Origin of the sequence: Streptomyces sp. NPDC051662, from assembly GCF_040681655.1 — a bacterium.
GTDB lineage: Bacteria > Actinomycetota > Actinomycetes > Streptomycetales > Streptomycetaceae > Streptomyces.
Genome location: NZ_JBFAZD010000005.1, coordinates 141,889 through 157,285, shown reverse-complemented (window position 1 = coordinate 157,285; position 15,397 = coordinate 141,889). Strand labels below are relative to the sequence as shown.

Annotated in this window: 14 protein-coding genes and 1 pseudogene; 4 read left to right on the top strand and 11 right to left on the bottom strand. The window is 68.4% G+C overall.

The window, feature by feature from the left end; all coding sequences use genetic code 11:
• The first annotated feature begins 113 nt into the window (after positions 1 to 113).
• Complete coding sequence (locus tag AB0M67_RS10675) at positions 114 to 1,151, top strand: LacI family DNA-binding transcriptional regulator (protein ID WP_365744742.1); 1,038 nt, start codon at positions 114 to 116, stop codon at positions 1,149 to 1,151.
• Between the two features lie 95 nt (positions 1,152 to 1,246).
• On the opposite strand, the gene prcA is transcribed toward AB0M67_RS10675, so the two are convergent.
• The 6 genes and pseudogenes from prcA to arc form a co-directional block, all read right to left on the bottom strand.
• The gene (gene prcA / locus AB0M67_RS10670) at positions 1,247 to 2,128 is read right to left on the bottom strand and encodes a proteasome subunit alpha (protein WP_365744740.1); all 882 of its coding nucleotides are present in this window, start codon (positions 2,126 to 2,128) and stop codon (positions 1,247 to 1,249) included.
• A 52-nt stretch (positions 2,129 to 2,180) separates the two neighbouring features.
• The gene (gene prcB, locus AB0M67_RS10665; protein ID WP_365745159.1) at positions 2,181 to 2,996 is read right to left on the bottom strand and encodes a proteasome subunit beta; all 816 of its coding nucleotides are present in this window, start codon (positions 2,994 to 2,996) and stop codon (positions 2,181 to 2,183) included.
• Positions 2,978 to 3,075, bottom strand: a pseudogene (locus AB0M67_RS10660) (recombination endonuclease VII); the annotation flags it as partial. The gene prcB and the pseudogene AB0M67_RS10660, both read right to left, overlap by 19 nt.
• 94 nt (positions 3,076 to 3,169) lie before the next feature.
• Positions 3,170 to 3,388: a ubiquitin-like protein Pup gene (locus tag AB0M67_RS10655; RefSeq protein ID WP_030754525.1), complete on the bottom strand. Its 219-nt coding sequence runs from the start codon at positions 3,386 to 3,388 to the stop codon at positions 3,170 to 3,172.
• A gap of 134 nt (positions 3,389 to 3,522) precedes the next feature.
• Positions 3,523 to 5,034: a depupylase/deamidase Dop gene (gene dop / locus AB0M67_RS10650; protein ID WP_365744738.1), complete on the bottom strand. Its 1,512-nt coding sequence runs from the start codon at positions 5,032 to 5,034 to the stop codon at positions 3,523 to 3,525.
• Between the two features lie 243 nt (positions 5,035 to 5,277).
• On the bottom strand, positions 5,278 to 7,044 hold the full coding sequence (arc, locus tag AB0M67_RS10645; protein WP_365744736.1) for a proteasome ATPase: 1,767 nt from the start codon (positions 7,042 to 7,044) through the stop codon (positions 5,278 to 5,280).
• Between the two features lie 253 nt (positions 7,045 to 7,297).
• Here arc and AB0M67_RS10640 point away from each other — a divergent pair, with 253 nt between their 5' ends.
• A complete protein-coding gene (locus tag AB0M67_RS10640) occupies positions 7,298 to 7,618 on the top strand; it encodes a ferredoxin (protein ID WP_365744734.1) in 321 nt (106 codons plus the stop codon).
• Between the two features lie 44 nt (positions 7,619 to 7,662).
• Here AB0M67_RS10640 and AB0M67_RS10635 read toward each other — a convergent pair whose 3' ends face one another.
• The 3 genes from AB0M67_RS10635 to AB0M67_RS10625 form a co-directional block, all read right to left on the bottom strand.
• A complete protein-coding gene (locus AB0M67_RS10635; RefSeq protein ID WP_365744732.1) occupies positions 7,663 to 8,256 on the bottom strand; it encodes a hypothetical protein in 594 nt (197 codons plus the stop codon).
• A 180-nt stretch (positions 8,257 to 8,436) separates the two neighbouring features.
• Positions 8,437 to 9,339, bottom strand: a complete 903-nt coding sequence (locus tag AB0M67_RS10630) for a tRNA (adenine-N1)-methyltransferase (RefSeq protein ID WP_030354613.1) — start codon at positions 9,337 to 9,339, stop codon at positions 8,437 to 8,439.
• Between the two features lie 61 nt (positions 9,340 to 9,400).
• Positions 9,401 to 10,648 (bottom strand): site-2 protease family protein, encoded by a 1,248-nt coding sequence (locus tag AB0M67_RS10625; protein ID WP_365744730.1) that lies wholly within the window; start codon positions 10,646 to 10,648, stop codon positions 9,401 to 9,403.
• Between the two features lie 106 nt (positions 10,649 to 10,754).
• Here AB0M67_RS10625 and AB0M67_RS10620 point away from each other — a divergent pair, with 106 nt between their 5' ends.
• Complete coding sequence (locus AB0M67_RS10620) at positions 10,755 to 11,630, top strand: PD-(D/E)XK nuclease family protein (RefSeq protein WP_365744728.1); 876 nt, start codon at positions 10,755 to 10,757, stop codon at positions 11,628 to 11,630.
• A 142-nt stretch (positions 11,631 to 11,772) separates the two neighbouring features.
• Complete coding sequence (locus AB0M67_RS10615; RefSeq protein ID WP_046498782.1) at positions 11,773 to 12,444, top strand: response regulator transcription factor; 672 nt, start codon at positions 11,773 to 11,775, stop codon at positions 12,442 to 12,444.
• Positions 12,445 to 12,562: 118 nt separating this feature from the next.
• Here AB0M67_RS10615 and AB0M67_RS10610 read toward each other — a convergent pair whose 3' ends face one another.
• Together AB0M67_RS10610 and AB0M67_RS10605 are read right to left on the bottom strand one after the other, a co-directional pair.
• The gene (locus tag AB0M67_RS10610; RefSeq protein ID WP_365744726.1) at positions 12,563 to 14,167 is read right to left on the bottom strand and encodes an ABC transporter substrate-binding protein; all 1,605 of its coding nucleotides are present in this window, start codon (positions 14,165 to 14,167) and stop codon (positions 12,563 to 12,565) included.
• A 507-nt stretch (positions 14,168 to 14,674) separates the two neighbouring features.
• Positions 14,675 to 15,376 carry an HAD family phosphatase gene (locus AB0M67_RS10605; protein WP_365744724.1) on the bottom strand — a complete coding sequence of 234 codons (702 nt, stop codon included), beginning with the start codon at positions 15,374 to 15,376 and terminating at the stop codon, positions 14,675 to 14,677.
• Positions 15,377 to 15,397: the final 21 nt, after the last annotated feature.

The following is a 15,397-nucleotide window of genomic DNA, read 5'->3' as shown; positions in this document are numbered from 1 at the left end:
GCCGCGCTGCGGTCCCGTCCGGGGTGTTACGTATAACGTGCAGCGCTATACGTACCATGTGCGCAGTCCGCGGGTCCACCGCGATTCGCACCGCGCGACGGAGAACGGCAGTCATGACAGAGCAGTCCGCCAGGCCCACCAGCAAGGACGTGGCGCGCGCCGCGGGCGTGTCCCAGGCCACGGTCTCCCTCGTCCTCGGCGACAAGTGGCCGGGCAGGGTCTCGGAGCGGACCGCCGCCCTGGTGCGGGACGCGGCGCGCGCCCTGGGCTACCGGCCCAATCTCGCGGCCCGCAATCTGCGGCTCGGCACCACCAGGACGGCGCTCCTGGTCGTGCCCGCGCTCACCAGCGAGTTCTTCGCCCGCGTCTACACGGGAGCGGCCGGGGTCGCGGCCGAGCACGGCTTCGGGGTCGTCCTCTATCCCTCACCGGCCGGGGTGGGCCCCGCCAAGGCCCCCTTCGCTTCGGCGCGGGCCGCGCTGGACGGGGTGATCGCCTCCTCGATGGCGACCGGCGCGCTGGACGCGATCCGCGGCTCGGACGGCACGGATCTGCCGCTGGTGATGCTCGACAGCGATCCGGCGGCGCCCGGAGCCGCCGCCCGGGTGAATCTGGACATCGCCGACGGCATGCGGCAGATCGCCGGGCATCTGCTGGATCTCGGCCACCGGCGGCTGCTCCATCTGTCCTCCGCCGTGGCCTCGTGGACCTTCGACGTACGGGCGGCGGCACTGGCCGAGACGGTACGGGGCGTACCGGACGCGGTCGTGCGCACGGTCTCCGCGCCGCTGGAGGTGGACGCCGGGCGGGAGGCCACCGAGCGCGCCCTCAGCGGCCCCGGGCCCCGGCCGACGGCGCTGGTGTGCGACGACGACATCCTGGCCGCGGGCGCCTGCAAGGCCGTACGGCGGCTCGGGCTGCGGGTGCCGGAGGACATCTCGGTGTGCGGCTTCGACGATCTGGCGCTCGCGACGGCGGTAGAGCCGGAGCTGACGACGGTACGGCTGCCCGCCGAGCTGGTGGGCGAGCGCGGGATGTCGGCCCTGCTGGCGGTCCTGGACGGCCGTCGGCCCGAGACCGGCGACCTCCCGGTCTCGCTGGTGGTCAGGGACTCCACGGCGCCCCCGCCGCTCGCACGGCCCGTCCCCTGACCCCTCCGACGGCTCTCCGGTGACACGTCTCGCGATACGACGATGCCCCGGCGCGTACGAGCGCGCCGGGGCATGCCGAGACGTTTCCTCCGGGGCTACTCGTCGGCGTCTTTTCCGTCCGGCTTGCCGCTGTCCTTGCCCTCGGGCGCCTCGGGCGCCTTGGACTCGGGCTTCTCGGTGGTCTCCGGCGCCTCCGAGGGCGCCTTGGCCCGGGCGGGTGTGGCGCCGTCCGGCTCCTCGGTGTCCGAGGGCGCGTCCGTCGGCGTGGAGGCCGCGCCGTCCGCCTCCAGCAGCCGGGAGAGCTGGCGGCCCACGATCCGCTTGAACTTGCGCTGCTGCGGTCGCGTACGGTCCAGCACCGCCACCTCAAGCCGCTCGGCGGGGATCTCCCGCTCGCCGCCATTGGTGTCCCTGGAGAGCGCCTGGACGGCCAGCTTCAGGGCCTCGGCGAGCGACATGCCGTCGCGGTGCCGCTGGTCCAGATAGGAGCCGATCTGCTCCGAGCTGCCGCCGACCGCGACCGAGCCGTGCTCGTCCACGATCGAGCCGTCGTGGGGCAGCCGGTAGATCTGGTCGCCGTCCGGCGTGGCGCCCACCTCGGCGACCACCAGCTCCACCTCGTACGGCTTCTCACCCGCGCTGGAGAAGATCGTGCCGAGCGTCTGAGCGTAGACATTGGCGAGACCGCGGGCGGTCACATCGTCGCGGTCGTAGGTGAATCCGCGCAGATCCGCGTAGCGCACCCCGCCGATGCGCAGATTCTCGTACTCGTTGTACTTGCCGGCGGCCGCGAAGCCGATCCGGTCATAGATCTCGCTGAACTTGTGAAGTGCACGGGACGGGTTCTCGCCGACGAAGACAATGCCGTCGGCGTACTGCAGCACGACCAGGCTGCGACCGCGGGCGATGCCCTTGCGGGCGTATTCCGCCCGGTCGGCCATGGCCTGCTGGGGTGAGACATAGAACGGCGTCGACACCGGCTATCCGTCCCTTTCTGTCAGAGGCATGTTTATTCAGAAGAGAGCGGCATCAGAGCAGCGCGGCGCGCGGGCCGTCGGGCTGTTCCAGCCGGCGCTGCAGGATCGCGCGGGCGGTCTCGGCGGATTCCGCGTCGGTCAGCTTCCGGAAGCCCTCTTCGGTGATGACGGTGACGATCGGGTAGATCCGGCGGGCCACATCGGGTCCGCCCGTCGCCGAGTCGTCGTCAGCGGCGTCGTAGAGCGCCTGGATGACCAGGGTGATCGCCTGCTCTTCGGTCAGATCCTCGCGGTAGAGCTTCTTCATCGCGCCCCGGGCGAAGATCGAGCCGGAGCCGGTGGAAGCGAAGCCCGCCTCCTCGGAACGGCCGCCCGTCACGTCGTACGAGAAGATGCGGCCCTTCGCACGGTCGACGTCCCAGCCCGCGAAGAGGGGGACGACGGCCAGGCCCTGCATGGCCATGGCCAGATTGCTGCGGATCATCGTGGAGAGCCGGTTGGCCTTGCCCTCCAGGGAGAGCTGCGCTCCTTCGACCTTCTCGAAGTGCTCCAGCTCCAGTTGGAAGAGCTTGACCATCTCCACGGCGAGACCCGCGGTGCCCGCGATGCCGACGGCCGAGTACTCGTCGGCCGGGAACACCTTCTCGATGTCGCGCTGGGCGATCATGTTGCCCATCGTCGCGCGCCGGTCACCGGCGAGCACCACGCCTCCGGGGAAGCTGGCCGCGACGATCGTCGTCCCGTGCGGCGCCTCGATGGCGCCCTGGAGGGGCGGCAGCGATCGCTTGCCGGGCAGCAGGTCCGGCGAGTGGTGGGACAGGAAATCCATGAACGAGGACGAGCCGGGCGTCAGGAAGGGTGCCGGCAGACGCCCGGTGCTACGAGGGTTGGCTTCCACACGTTTCCTTCCGGATGGGCGGCGGCCCGCCGCTCGCGCCGGGCCGATCTTAAGAACTGTGCACGGACCTTACCCGCGCCGCCGCGTGTCATCCGTCCCGGTGCGACCGGCTTTCACCGGCGCACCGGAACGGACAACCGCTGCTACTGGCCGCCCTTTTGGACGAAGGAGCGCACGAAGTCCTCGGCGTTCTCCTCAAGGACGTCGTCGATCTCGTCCAGGACGGAGTCCACGTCGTCGGACAATTTCTCCTGGCGCTCCTTGAGGTCCTCGGACGCCTGCGCCTCCTGCGCCTGCTCCTCGGTCTCCTCGGTGGAACGCGTCGCCTTCTGCTGTCCGCCGCCGGTGTCCTTGGTCGCCATAACCCTCACCCCGCTCGGTTCGCCCCGCTCGATGTGACCTACATGATCAGACCCTACAAGGAGGGTCCGACATCGGCCCCGCACTTCTGACAACGTCCGGGTACCACCTCGATCATTCCCGGACAGGGACCATTTCAGCCTCCGGACAGCACCCGGACCAGCTCCTCCGCCGTACGGCAGCGGTCGAGCAGCTCCTTGACGTGGTTCCGGGTGCCCCGCAGCGGCTCCAGAGTGGGTACGCGCTGGAGCGAGTCACGGCCCGGCAGATCGAAGATGACCGAATCCCACGAGGCCGCCGCCACGTCGTCCGCGTACTGCTCCAGGCACCGTCCCCGGAAGTACGCCCTGGTGTCCTCCGGGGGCTTCGTCCTGGCCCGCTCGACGTCCCGGTCGTCCAGGAGCCGCTGCATCTTGCCGCGGGCCACCAGACGGTTGTAGAGGCCCTTGGCGGGCCGTACGTCGGCGTACTGGAGGTCCACGAGGTGCAGCCGGGCCGCGTCCCAGTCCAGGTTGTCCCGGCGCCGGTAGCCCTCCAGGATCTCCCGCTTGGTGATCCAGTCGAGCTCCCCCGACAGACTCATCGGATCGTTCTCCAGCCGGTTGAGGGTGTCCTCCCAGCGGCCCAGGACGTCCTTGGTCTGCTCGTCGGCGTCGACGCCGTAACGCTCCTCCACATACTTTCTGGCCAGCTCGTAATACTCCATCTGGAGCTGGACAGCGGTGAGTGTCCGTCCGCTGCGGAGCGTGACCAGCCGGCCGAGGTCGGGGTCGTGCGAGACCTGGTGCAGCGTGCGGACCGGCTGGTCGACGGCGAGATCGACGTTGATGAAGCCGTCCTCGATCATGGAGAGGACGAGCGAGGTCGTGCCGAGCTTGAGATAGGTCGAGATCTCCGACAGATTCGCGTCGCCGATGATCACATGCAGCCGGCGGTATTTCTCCGCGTCGGAATGCGGCTCGTCACGGGTATTGATGATCGGGCGTTTGAGCGTGGTCTCCAGGCCGACCTCGACCTCGAAATAGTCCGCGCGCTGGCTGATCTGGAAGCCGTGCTCATGCCCGTCCTGGCCGATACCGACCCGGCCCGCGCCGGTGACGACCTGCCGGGAGACGAAGAACGGCGTCAGATGGCGCACGATGTCCGAGAAGGGGGTTTCCCGCTTCATCAGATAGTTCTCGTGCGTGCCGTAGGACGCGCCCTTGTTGTCGGTGTTGTTCTTGTACAGATGGATCGGCTGGGCGCCCGGAAGCTGGGCCGCTCGTTCGGCGGCCTCGGCCATGACGCGCTCGCCCGCCTTGTCCCAGAGGACGGCGTCGCGCGGATTGGTGATCTCGGGAGAGCTGTATTCCGGGTGGGCGTGGTCGACGTACAGCCGTGCGCCATTCGTGAGAATCACATTCGCCAGGCCGATGTCCTCGTCGGTGAGCTGACTGGAATCGGCCGTCTCGCGGGCGAGGTCGAAGCCACGGGCATCCCGCAGCGGATTCTCCTCCTCGAAATCCCAGCGGGCACGTCGCGCCCGGTGCATCGCCGCCGCGTAGGCGTTGACGATCTGGGACGAGGTGAGCATGGCATTGGCGTTCGGGTGACCCGGAACGGAGATGCCGTACTCCGTCTCGATGCCCATTACTCGCCGTACGGTCATGCGGCCCTCCTTGCCCGGCGGCGCTCCCCTCCGGAAGCGCGGCTCAAGTACCGCTGTCTCTCCGTCGCGTGTGCGTGTGCGGTGCCCGACCCCGCACTGCGCGACGCGGCGGTAGGAAAGAGCCTAGAACGCCTCTGCGCCGGTGGGGAGATCATTTCCGTCATTGGCCTGGTGTGGTGGAAGGTACGTGGAAAGCAACCGGCTGCGGATGCCCTTTCCGGACATCCGCAGCCGGTCCGCGCTCTACAGGTACTGACCGGTGTTCGCCACCGTGTCGATGGAGCGTCCGGTGTCCGCGCCCTGCTTTCCGGTCACCAGGGTACGGATGAAGACAATCCGCTCGCCCTTCTTACCGGAGATACGGGCCCAGTCGTCCGGGTTCGTGGTGTTCGGCAGGTCCTCGTTCTCCTTGAACTCATCCACACATGCCTGGAGGAGATGGGAGACCCTGAGGCCCTTCTGGTCATGGTCGAGGAATGCCTTGATGGCCATCTTCTTGGCCCGGTCGACAATGTTCTGGATCATCGCGCCGGAGTTGAAGTCCTTGAAATACAGGACTTCCTTGTCGCCGTTCGCGTACGTGACCTCAAGGAAGCGGTTCTCCTCGGATTCCGCGTACATCTGCTCCACGACGGACTGGATCATCCCGTGAGCCGCGGACTCCTTGGAGCCGTTGTGCTCGGAGACATCGTCCACATGCAGCGGCAGCGAGGGTGTCAGGTACTTCGCGAAGATGTCCTTCGCCGCCTCCGCGTCCGGACGCTCGATCTTGATCTTCACATCGAGCCGGCCGGGCCGCAGGATCGCGGGGTCGATCATGTCCTCGCGGTTGGAGGCGCCGATGACGATGACGTTCTCCAGACCCTCCACACCGTCGATCTCGGCGAGCAGCTGGGGGACGATGGTGTTCTCCACGTCCGAGCTGACACCGGATCCGCGGGTGCGGAAGAGGGACTCCATCTCGTCGAAGAAGACGATGACGGGGGTGCCCTCGCTCGCCTTCTCCCGGGCACGCTGGAAGACCAGGCGGATATGGCGCTCGGTCTCACCGACGTACTTGTTGAGGAGCTCGGGACCCTTGATGTTGAGGAAGTAGCTCTTCCCCGCGGGCCGGCCGGTCACCTCGGCGACCTTCTTGGCGAGGGAGTTCGCGACGGCCTTGGCGATCAGTGTCTTGCCGCAGCCGGGCGGGCCGTAGAGCAGGATGCCCTTCGGCGGTCGCAGTTCGTGCTCCTTGAAGAGGTCCGGGTGGAGGTACGGAAGCTCGACCGCGTCGCGGATCATCTCGATCTGGCCGCCCAGACCGCCGATCTTGTCGTAGTCGACGTCCGGAACCTCTTCGAGGACAAGCTCCTCGACCTCGCTCTTGGGAACCACTTCATAGACATAGCCGGAGCGGGGTTCGAGCAGGAGGGCGTCGCCGGGACGGACGGTGATGTCCAGCAGCGGCTCGGCGAGCCGCACCACCCGTTCCTCGTCGGTGTGCCCGATCACCAGGGCGCGCTCGCCGTCCTCAAGGATCTCCTTGAGGGTGACGATGTCCCCGGCGCGCTCGTACTCCATGGCCTCGACCACATTGAGCGCCTCATTGAGCATGACTTCCTGGCCGCGCCTGAGCTCGTCGAGCTCGACGCCGGGGCTGACATTCACCCGGAGCTTGCGGCCCCCGGTGAAGATATCGGCCGTACCGTCCTCATTGGCCTGCAGAAAGACACCGAAGCCGGCAGGCGGCTGAGCGAGCCGGTCGACCTCCTCCTTGAGGGCCACGATCTGATCGCGGGCCTCACGCAGAGTATTGGCGAGCCGCTCGTTCTGTGCGGACACACCGGCGAGATTCGTCTGCAACTCGACGATCCGCTCTTCGAGAATCCTCGTGTGCCGCGGAGAGTCGGCGAGCTTACGTCGCAGGACGGCGATTTCCTGCTCGAGATAGGCAACCTGGCCGGCTGGGTCTTCGGACCCCCGCCCGGGCCGGATGCCGCGGTTGATGTCGTCGTCGTGGGCTGCCACGGTCCTCACCTCCTCCAAGGGGAGCTGGACGCTTCCTGACCCTACCTGGGTGGGTGATGATTGAAACCCCTAGATCACAAAGACTGTCGGGGTAGGTCCGATCTTCACCCTTGCGCCCTCCCTCACGCCAGGGGAATACCCACCCAGGAACATCGGAAAGCTGTCGGTTGTATCGTCGAAGCGTTCAACACCCGTCAGGGCCGCCGCGACTTACTCCATAATGCGCTGCCCGGCGCGGTAAACGGCAGGAGAGATGACCGTGCAGCAGGAGGCTCCCACCGAAGGCGTCACCGACAACGGTGAGCCGCTGGAGGTCTGGATCGACCAGGACCTCTGCACCGGGGACGGGATCTGTGCGCAGTACGCCCCTGATGTGTTCGAGCTGGACATCGACGGCCTGGCCTATGTGAAGAGCCCGGACGACGAGCTGCTCCAGGCCCCGGGCGCGACCACGCGCGTACCCCTGCCGCTGCTGCGCGACGTGGTGGACTCCGCCAAGGAGTGTCCCGGTGACTGCATTCATGTACGCCGAGTGACGGACCGGGTCGAGGTGTACGGGCCCGACGCGGCGTAACTCCCCGTCACGGCCCGTCTCATGGCGCCACTCGTGGTGATCTTTCACACACTCCGCGCGACGGGCCGCTCGCCGCGTACGAACGCGCCGTTCCGCCACCGCCAGGAGACGCGCTGTTCCTCGTCGGGACAGCAGCTGGGGACCGTGGGTCCCGAGTAGCCGAGCAGGGTCGCGATGATCTCCCCGTCGCGTACCGCGAAGTCGGGGCCGACGGTGAGCTTGTCCTTCGGGTCCACCAGCGTCGCCACGATCCTGGCCCGCTCGCCCTCGTCGGCGCTCCTGGTCAGTACGTACACGCCGTTGGGCGGGGTGCCGGAGCCGGCCGCGCAGTGTACGACCGCCACGGTCTCCGGGTTGCCGTCCCCGTCGAGGTCGCCCGAGGCCTTCTTGGCGAGGGTCGTGCCCACGTCCCCGCACTCCAGCGGGAAGTCCACGCCCGAGGGGTCGGGGGCGGGCAGCGGGGCCCGGTCCGGGGCCGCGGTCTTCGGGGATCCCGAGCCCGACTGGGACGCCGTGGCGGCGCCGGGCTGGAGCAGACCGGCCAGGGCCACGACAGCGGCCATCGCGGTGGCAGTCGCGAGCCAGTGCACGGGGCGGGGCCGGGTGTGCGCGAGGTCCGGAGCGTCGGAGAGCTGCACGCGGAGTGTCTCCTGTGAAGGCGGTACCGGCGGATAACCAACGGTGGGGGGAGGGAGACAGCATCGTGCCACACGTCACAGCACGGCGGAACAGCGGGGTCCGTAAGGCCAACGTAAAGAAAGCGCCGCCGAGTTCGTCCGTTGCGGACGGGAACTCGGCGGCGCTGTGGGCGTGTTCGATCAGCCGCGCGAGCCGCTGCCGCTGCCCGGGCCGTCGTAGTCGTCGCCGTACGCGCCCTTGGCGGGACGGCGGCGGCGCAGCGGCGGCTCGACGCCGTCCGCGAGGCGACGGGCGGTCACCAGGAAGCCGGTGTGGCCGATCATCCGGTGGTCCGGGCGTACGGCGAGGCCCTCCACATGCCAGTTGCGGATCATCGACTCCCAGGCGGCCGGCTCGTTGAACGTGCCGAACTCCCGGATCGTCTCGACGGTGCGGGCGAGTTGTGTGGTCGTCGCGACATAGGCACAGAGGATGCCGCCGGGCACCAGCGCCTTGGAGACGGCCTCGACGCACTCCCAGGGGGCGAGCATGTCCAGGATCACGCGGTCGACGTCCGTGTCCGACAGATTGTCCTGAAGGTCACCGACCGTCAGCTGCCAGGCGGGGTGCGGCTCGCCGAAGTAGCGCTCCACGTTCTGCCGGGCGATGTCGGCGAAGTCCTGCCGGCGCTCGTAGGAGTGCAGCATGCCCTGGTCCCCGATGACGCGCAGCAGGAAGCTGCTGAGCGAGCCGGAGCCCACGCCCGCCTCGACGACGCGTGCGCCGGGAAAGATATCGGCGAAGGCCAGGATCTGGCCGGCGTCCTTCGGATAGACCACCGCGGCGCCGCGGGGCATGGACAGGACATAGTCGGGGAGCAGGGGGCGCAGCGCGAGATAGGCGACGTTTCCCGTGGTACGGACAACACTGCCCTCGGGAGCACCGATCAGCTCGTCGTGCGGGAAGGACCCTTTGTGGGTGTGGAAATTCTTCCCGGCTTCGAGCGTGAAGGTGTAGTGGCGTCCCTTGGGGTCGGTGAGCTGAACCTGGTCCCCGACCTTGAAGGGGCCGCGACGTCGGGCGGCACCGGTCGGTTCGGACATGTTTGAAGCTTAGCCGCTTTTTCCGGGGTCCCGGTTCGCCCGGCGGACGGCCCCGAGGTGCTCACTTCCCCTGCGGGCGGGCCATCGCGGCGACGAAGGCGCGTTCGACATCGGCGGTCGACAGGACCCCGTAGATCTCACCCGTCTCCTCCAGCACCAGATACTCCGTCGCGGGGCTGGCCCTGAGCCGTTCGAGCAGGGCCTCCCCCGCCAGGTCCGCGGGAACCTTCATGCCATCCGTGAGGTCCTGGGCGAGGCCGCTGACGGCGACCCAGGGCCGGCGGTGCTGGGGTACGCCGACGATCGCGGACTCCCTGACCAGGGCCGTCGGATCGCCGTGGCCGTCGACGACGACCAGCGCGCGGGCGCCCGCCTCGTTGGCCCGGCGCAGCGCCTCGGAGAGCGGGGTGGCGGACTCGACCGGCACCGCGCGCCGGGTGAGGGCGCGGGCCTGGAGTTCGGGGAGGTGTTCGCGGAGCCTGGCCATCCGCAGGCTGTTGCCCGCGCCGGTCCAGATGATCGCCGCGAGGATGGCGGCGAGCAGCGCGTCGGTGACGGTCTCCATCCCGCTGACGTTCCTGGCGGAGGTGCCCAGGGCACCCGTACGGGTGAGGAGCGGCAGGCCGATCAGCACGGCGACGGCGAGCGCCCGGCCGACCCAGGCGGCGGCGACGGTGCCGCTCATCGGCTTGCCGGTGATCTTCCAGACGACCGCGCGCAGCATCCGGCCGCCGTCCAGTGGAAGGCCGGGGAGGAGATTGAAGGCGGCGACGATCAAATTGGAGACCATCAGCCCCGCGAGCAGGACGCCGGGGACCGTACCGGGCTCGACGGCCAGCAGACCGAGATAGAAGATCCCCGAGAGCACCAGCGAGAGCAGCGGCCCGACGAAGGCCAGGATGAATTCGCGGCCCGGGGTCTCGGACTCCTTCTCGATCTCCGAGACGCCGCCGAAGAACTGGAGCTGGATCCGGCGCACCGGCAGCTTGAAGCGCAGCGCGGCGACCGTATGGGCCAGTTCATGGACGAGTACGGAGGCGTAGAAGGCGACGGCGAAGAAGAGCGCCAGCAGATAGCGGAGGCCGCCCAGCTGCGGGAGGATCCGTTCGAGCTGGCCGCCGAAGATCCAGGTGATGAGCGCGGCCACCAGGAACCAGCTCGGGGCGACGTACACCGGCACGCCGAAGGGGCGGCCCATGAGAATGCCACCGCCCGGGTCCTCACGGCGCGGTGGCTTGCCGTCGGGGCCCGTATCCCCCTTGCCGGGCTGCGACGGCTTGCTCTCGCCGCGCTCGTCGTCCTCTTTCACGGGTTCCCTTCGTCAGCAGCGTCGCTCGCTCGATCATGCGGTGCGAGTGGCTCTGTAGTCGATGGTATTCGGATCGCTGTCAGTGTCGGGTCATAGGGTCTGGGTCATGAGTACGAGCCTGCCGCCCACTTCGCCCAGCACGCCGCCCACTTCGCCGCCGGGGCAGGCGCCGACATCGCTGTCGCCGTCGCGTGCGAGCGACTTCATGCAGTGCCCGCTGCTGTACCGGTTCCGGGTGATCGACAAGCTGCCGGAGAAGCCGAGCGAGGCGGCGACCCGTGGCACGCTGGTCCACGCCGTGCTGGAGCGGCTCTTCGACGCGCCGGCCGTGGAGCGTACGGCGCCCCGGGCGAAGGCGCTGATCCCCGGTCAGTGGGACCGGCTGCTGGAGTCCCGTCCCGAGCTGGCCGAGCTGTTCGCCGAGGACTCGGAGGGCGAGCGGCTTGCGGGCTGGCTGGCGGAGGCGGAGCGGCTGGTCGAGCGGTGGTTCTCGCTGGAGGACCCGACCCGGCTGGAGCCGGCCGAGCGGGAGCTGTTCGTCGAGACGGAGCTGGAGTCGGGGCTGCGGCTGCGCGGGGTGATCGACCGCGTCGATGTGGCGCCCACGGGCGAGGTACGGATCGTCGACTACAAGACCGGCAAGGCCCCGCGTCCGGAGTACGCCGACGGGGCGCGGTTCCAGATGTCGTTCTACGCACTGGTGATCTGGCGGCTGAAGCGGGTGGTGCCGCGCCGGCTCCAGCTGGTGTATCTGGGCAGCGGGGAGGTTGTCACCTACGACCCGGTGGAGGCCGATCTGGAGCGGGTGGAGCGCAAACTGCTCGCGCTCTGGGAGGCGATCAGGCTGGCCACCGAGACGGGTGACTGGCGGCCGCGTCCCACGAAGCTGTGCGGCTGGTGCGACCATCAGGCGGTCTGTCCGGAATTCGGTGGTACGCCTCCGGTCTATCCGCTGACGGTCGGCGTGCCGGGGACCGCGTAACCGTGTGACGGCGTCCGTGGGGTCTTTCGCGGTGCCGGGGCCCGCGAGCCCGGCAAGATCCGGACGAGAGGCCCTACCGCCCGGCGGAGTCGCGGTGGGGCGGTCAGGGCAGAATGGGGCCGGTCTAGTGAAGGAGTTCCCCGTGACTGTCCGCGTCCTACTGGTCGATGACCAGCCGCTGCTGCGCACCGGCTTCCGGATGATCCTGGAGGCCGAGCAGGACATCGCGGTCGTCGGCGAGGCCGGGGACGGCCTCCAGGCCATCGATCAGGTCCGCGCGCTACAGCCCGATGTGGTGCTGATGGACATCCGGATGCCCAGGATGGACGGGGTGGAGGCGACCCGCCAGATCACCGGCCCCGGCCGGGACGGTCCGGCGAAGGTGCTGGTCCTGACGACCTTCGATCTCGACGAGTATGTGGTGGAGGCGCTGCGCGCGGGGGCCAGCGGCTTTCTGCTCAAGGACGCGCCCGCCAATGAGCTGGTCCAGGCGATCCGGGTGGTCGCGGCGGGCGAGGCGATGCTGGCGCCCAGTATCACGCGCCGGCTGCTCGACAAGTACGCGGATCATCTGCCGTCCGGCGAGGAGCCGGTGCCCGACACGCTCCACACGCTGACCGAACGCGAGGTCGAGGTGCTCAAGCTGGTCGCCCGGGGGCTGTCCAACGCGGAGATCGCCGCGGATCTCTTCGTCAGTGAGACCACGGTCAAGACGCATGTGGGTCATGTGCTGACCAAGCTGGGGCTGCGGGACCGGGTGCAGGCCGCGGTGTACGCGTACGAGAGCGGGCTGGTGCGTCCCGGCGCGCAGTGACGACGGCGGCTCGCCGCCGAAGGCCGCCACTTATGACCGGTCCGGCCGCGTGGGTCTCGCCCACGCGGCCGGACCGCTGTTCAGAAGGTTCCCGAAGTCTCCCGGAGATCCGGGAGGGTCAGGACGCGCCGGGGCCGCGGCGAAGCTCCCAGAGGAGCAGTTCCGCCGAGGAGTTCACCGCCCACTCCACACCGGCGATGTCATCGCGGGAGGCGACGTACTGCTTGCCCTGCCAGAGCGGCAGCACCGGTACGTCGTCGGCGACGATGTCCTGGATCTGGCTGAAGGTCTGCGTCGCGGCGCTGCGGTCGGCCTCGCGGCGCGACTGCGGGATCAGCTCACCGCGCAGTCTGGCGTTGTTGTAGGGCGTGTTGAGGAAGTTGTCCTTGTCCAGGAAGGGCGCGATATAGCTGTCCGGGTCCGGGAAGTCCGGGAACCAGCCCATGCCGTAGACGGAGTAGTCACCCTTGATCTGGTTCGGACGGAAGCTGCTCCACTCCGTGCCCTTGATGGAGACATCGAAGAGCTTGCTGCTGTTGAGCTGCTCCTTGAGGGTCTCGAACTCCTTCGCCGTCGCCTCGCCGTAGTGGTCGGTGGTGTAGTTCAGCGAGAGCTTCACGGGGGTCTGGATCCCGGCGCTCTCCAGCATGTCGGCGGCCTTGGGCAGATTGCGGTCGCCGTACTTGTTGAAGAACGAGTTGGTGTGCGTGGCGATGCTCGACGGGATGAGCGAGTACAGCGGCTCGGCCATCGCGCCGTACACCTTGGTGACCAGGTCGCCGCGGTCGATGGTGTACGCCATGGCCTGGCGCACGGCCTTCTCCTTGACGGTCGGGGCGTCGGTGTCGAAGCCGAGGTAGCGGATCTCAAGACCCGGCATCTCGGTGAGCTGGATGCTGTCCTTGGGCTTCTCGACCATCGCCTGGACCTGCTCGGGCGTCATCGCGCGCGTCATCACATCGATGTCGCCCGCGTCGAGCGCCTTGCCCATGTCGTCCGCGTCCTTGAAGGGCTGCAGTTCGACCTTGTCGTTCTGGATGTTCAGGTCGCCCTTGTAATCCGCGTTCTTGGTGAAGGTCGCCTTGGTGACGGTGTCGCCCTTGATCTCCGGCTTGAAGTTGTACGGGCCGGAGCCGGATACGTCGAAGCCCTTGCGGAGCTTCGTCGGCTCGTAGTCCTTCTTGCTGACGATGCCGGCCGGCGGCGTGGAGAGCTTGTAAGGGAAGGTCGCGTCGGGCGTCTTGAGATGGAAGACGATCTCGCGGGCGCCGTCGCTCTCCATCGTGTCGATGTTGGTCAGCAGACCGGCCACACCGCTGGGGTCGTTGATCTTCAGAACCCGTTCGATGGAGTACTTCACATCATCGGCCGTGATGGGGTCGCCGCCGGCGAACTTCAGTCCCTCACGCAAGGTGCAGCGGAAGCTCTCGTTCGCCCGGTCCGAGAACCCGCAGTTGGAGGCCGCGTCCGGGACCGGCTTGCCACCACCGCGCGGGACGTGCATCAGCGTCTGGATGGTCTGACGAAGGACGTTCCAGGAACCGGTGTCATACGCGGCGGCCGGGTCCAGCGGGGCGATGGCCTCATCCGTCGCGATGTACTGGTCCGTGGTGCCCACGACAATGGCCTCGCCGCCGGAGCCACCGTCCGAGCCACCGCAACCGGCGAGCACGGGCGCAAGCAGGCCGATCACGGCCGACAGCGCCAAAGTCTTGCGGTTCATCCTGGACGTACTCCCTCATCCGGCACTGAGATACAGCGGTGCTAATGGGAGACTCCGCCACGCCCACCCGTTCGGGGCAGATGCGATCGGGCCGGGATACAGGGCGATCGGTCCTGTGTGCGTGGCGACTTGGTGGGTCGTCGGGACACGTCGTTGAAGCGGCGAAGTGCTCGCGACGAGATTAGTCGGAGGCTCCGGGAATGCCGGACCGGGCCCGATCTGAAACGTAATCACACAGTGATCGGAAATAGCGGCGCGTGGATATCCGGGCCGCGGAATGATACGCGCACCCGTCCATAAAACGGGGCACAAGGGCACAGGAAACCCCGCCGCGGACCGGCCTGGATCAGCCCCGCCCTCCCCTGTCGACGCCCGGGCGCGTGACAAAGGTCACTTCCATGATGTTTGGAACCGGCCTGGATTGCGGTCGCCGAAGGTAACGGAAAATATCCGCGCCAATGCCGAGAGTTTCCGTTCGGCATTCCGTCGCGACGCTCAGTACGCGGTTCAGTGTCCGTGTGTCATCAAACCGCGCAGGAATACCAGATCGACCTCTTCGAGCGAGCGGACGACCGTACGGCCGGCCGCCGGGGCGATCGGTGCGACGGAGGGTACGGCGACCACCCGGCACCCGGCGGCCTCGGCGGCGGCCACACCGGTGGCCGTGTCCTCGATGACCGCGCAGCGCGCCGGGTCGGCGCCCAGGCCCCGCGCCGCGAGCAGATACGGGTCGGGGTGCGGCTTGGTACGGGGCACCTCGTCGCCCGCCACGGTGAGCGCGAAGTTCTCGGCCCCGAGCGAGGCCAGCACCCGGTCGATGATGCGCCGGTGCGAGGCGGAGACCAGGGCGGTGGGCACCTCATGGGCGGCCAGCTCGGTGAGCAGCCGGTTCGCGCCCGGCATCAGGGGCAGGTCGCGCCCGATGCGGTCCTCGAAGGAATCATTGAGCAGCACGGTCAGCTCGGCGAGGGTGATGGCGGCGCCGGTGGCCTCGATGAGGAAGCTCGCGCTGCGGGTCATGGGCCCGCCGACCACCACTTCGCGCCAGGTCTCGTCGAGGACGTGCCCGAGGGCCTTGAAGACCTCCACCTCGGCTTCCCACCAGAACCCCTCGGTGTCGACCAGAGTGCCGTCCATGTCGAGAAGGACGGCCTGAAGCGCGGAGCCTTCGGCCGTTCGGGTCAGGGACGCGGGGACCGTACTGGTCATCCGGCACACCTCCATGAGGGA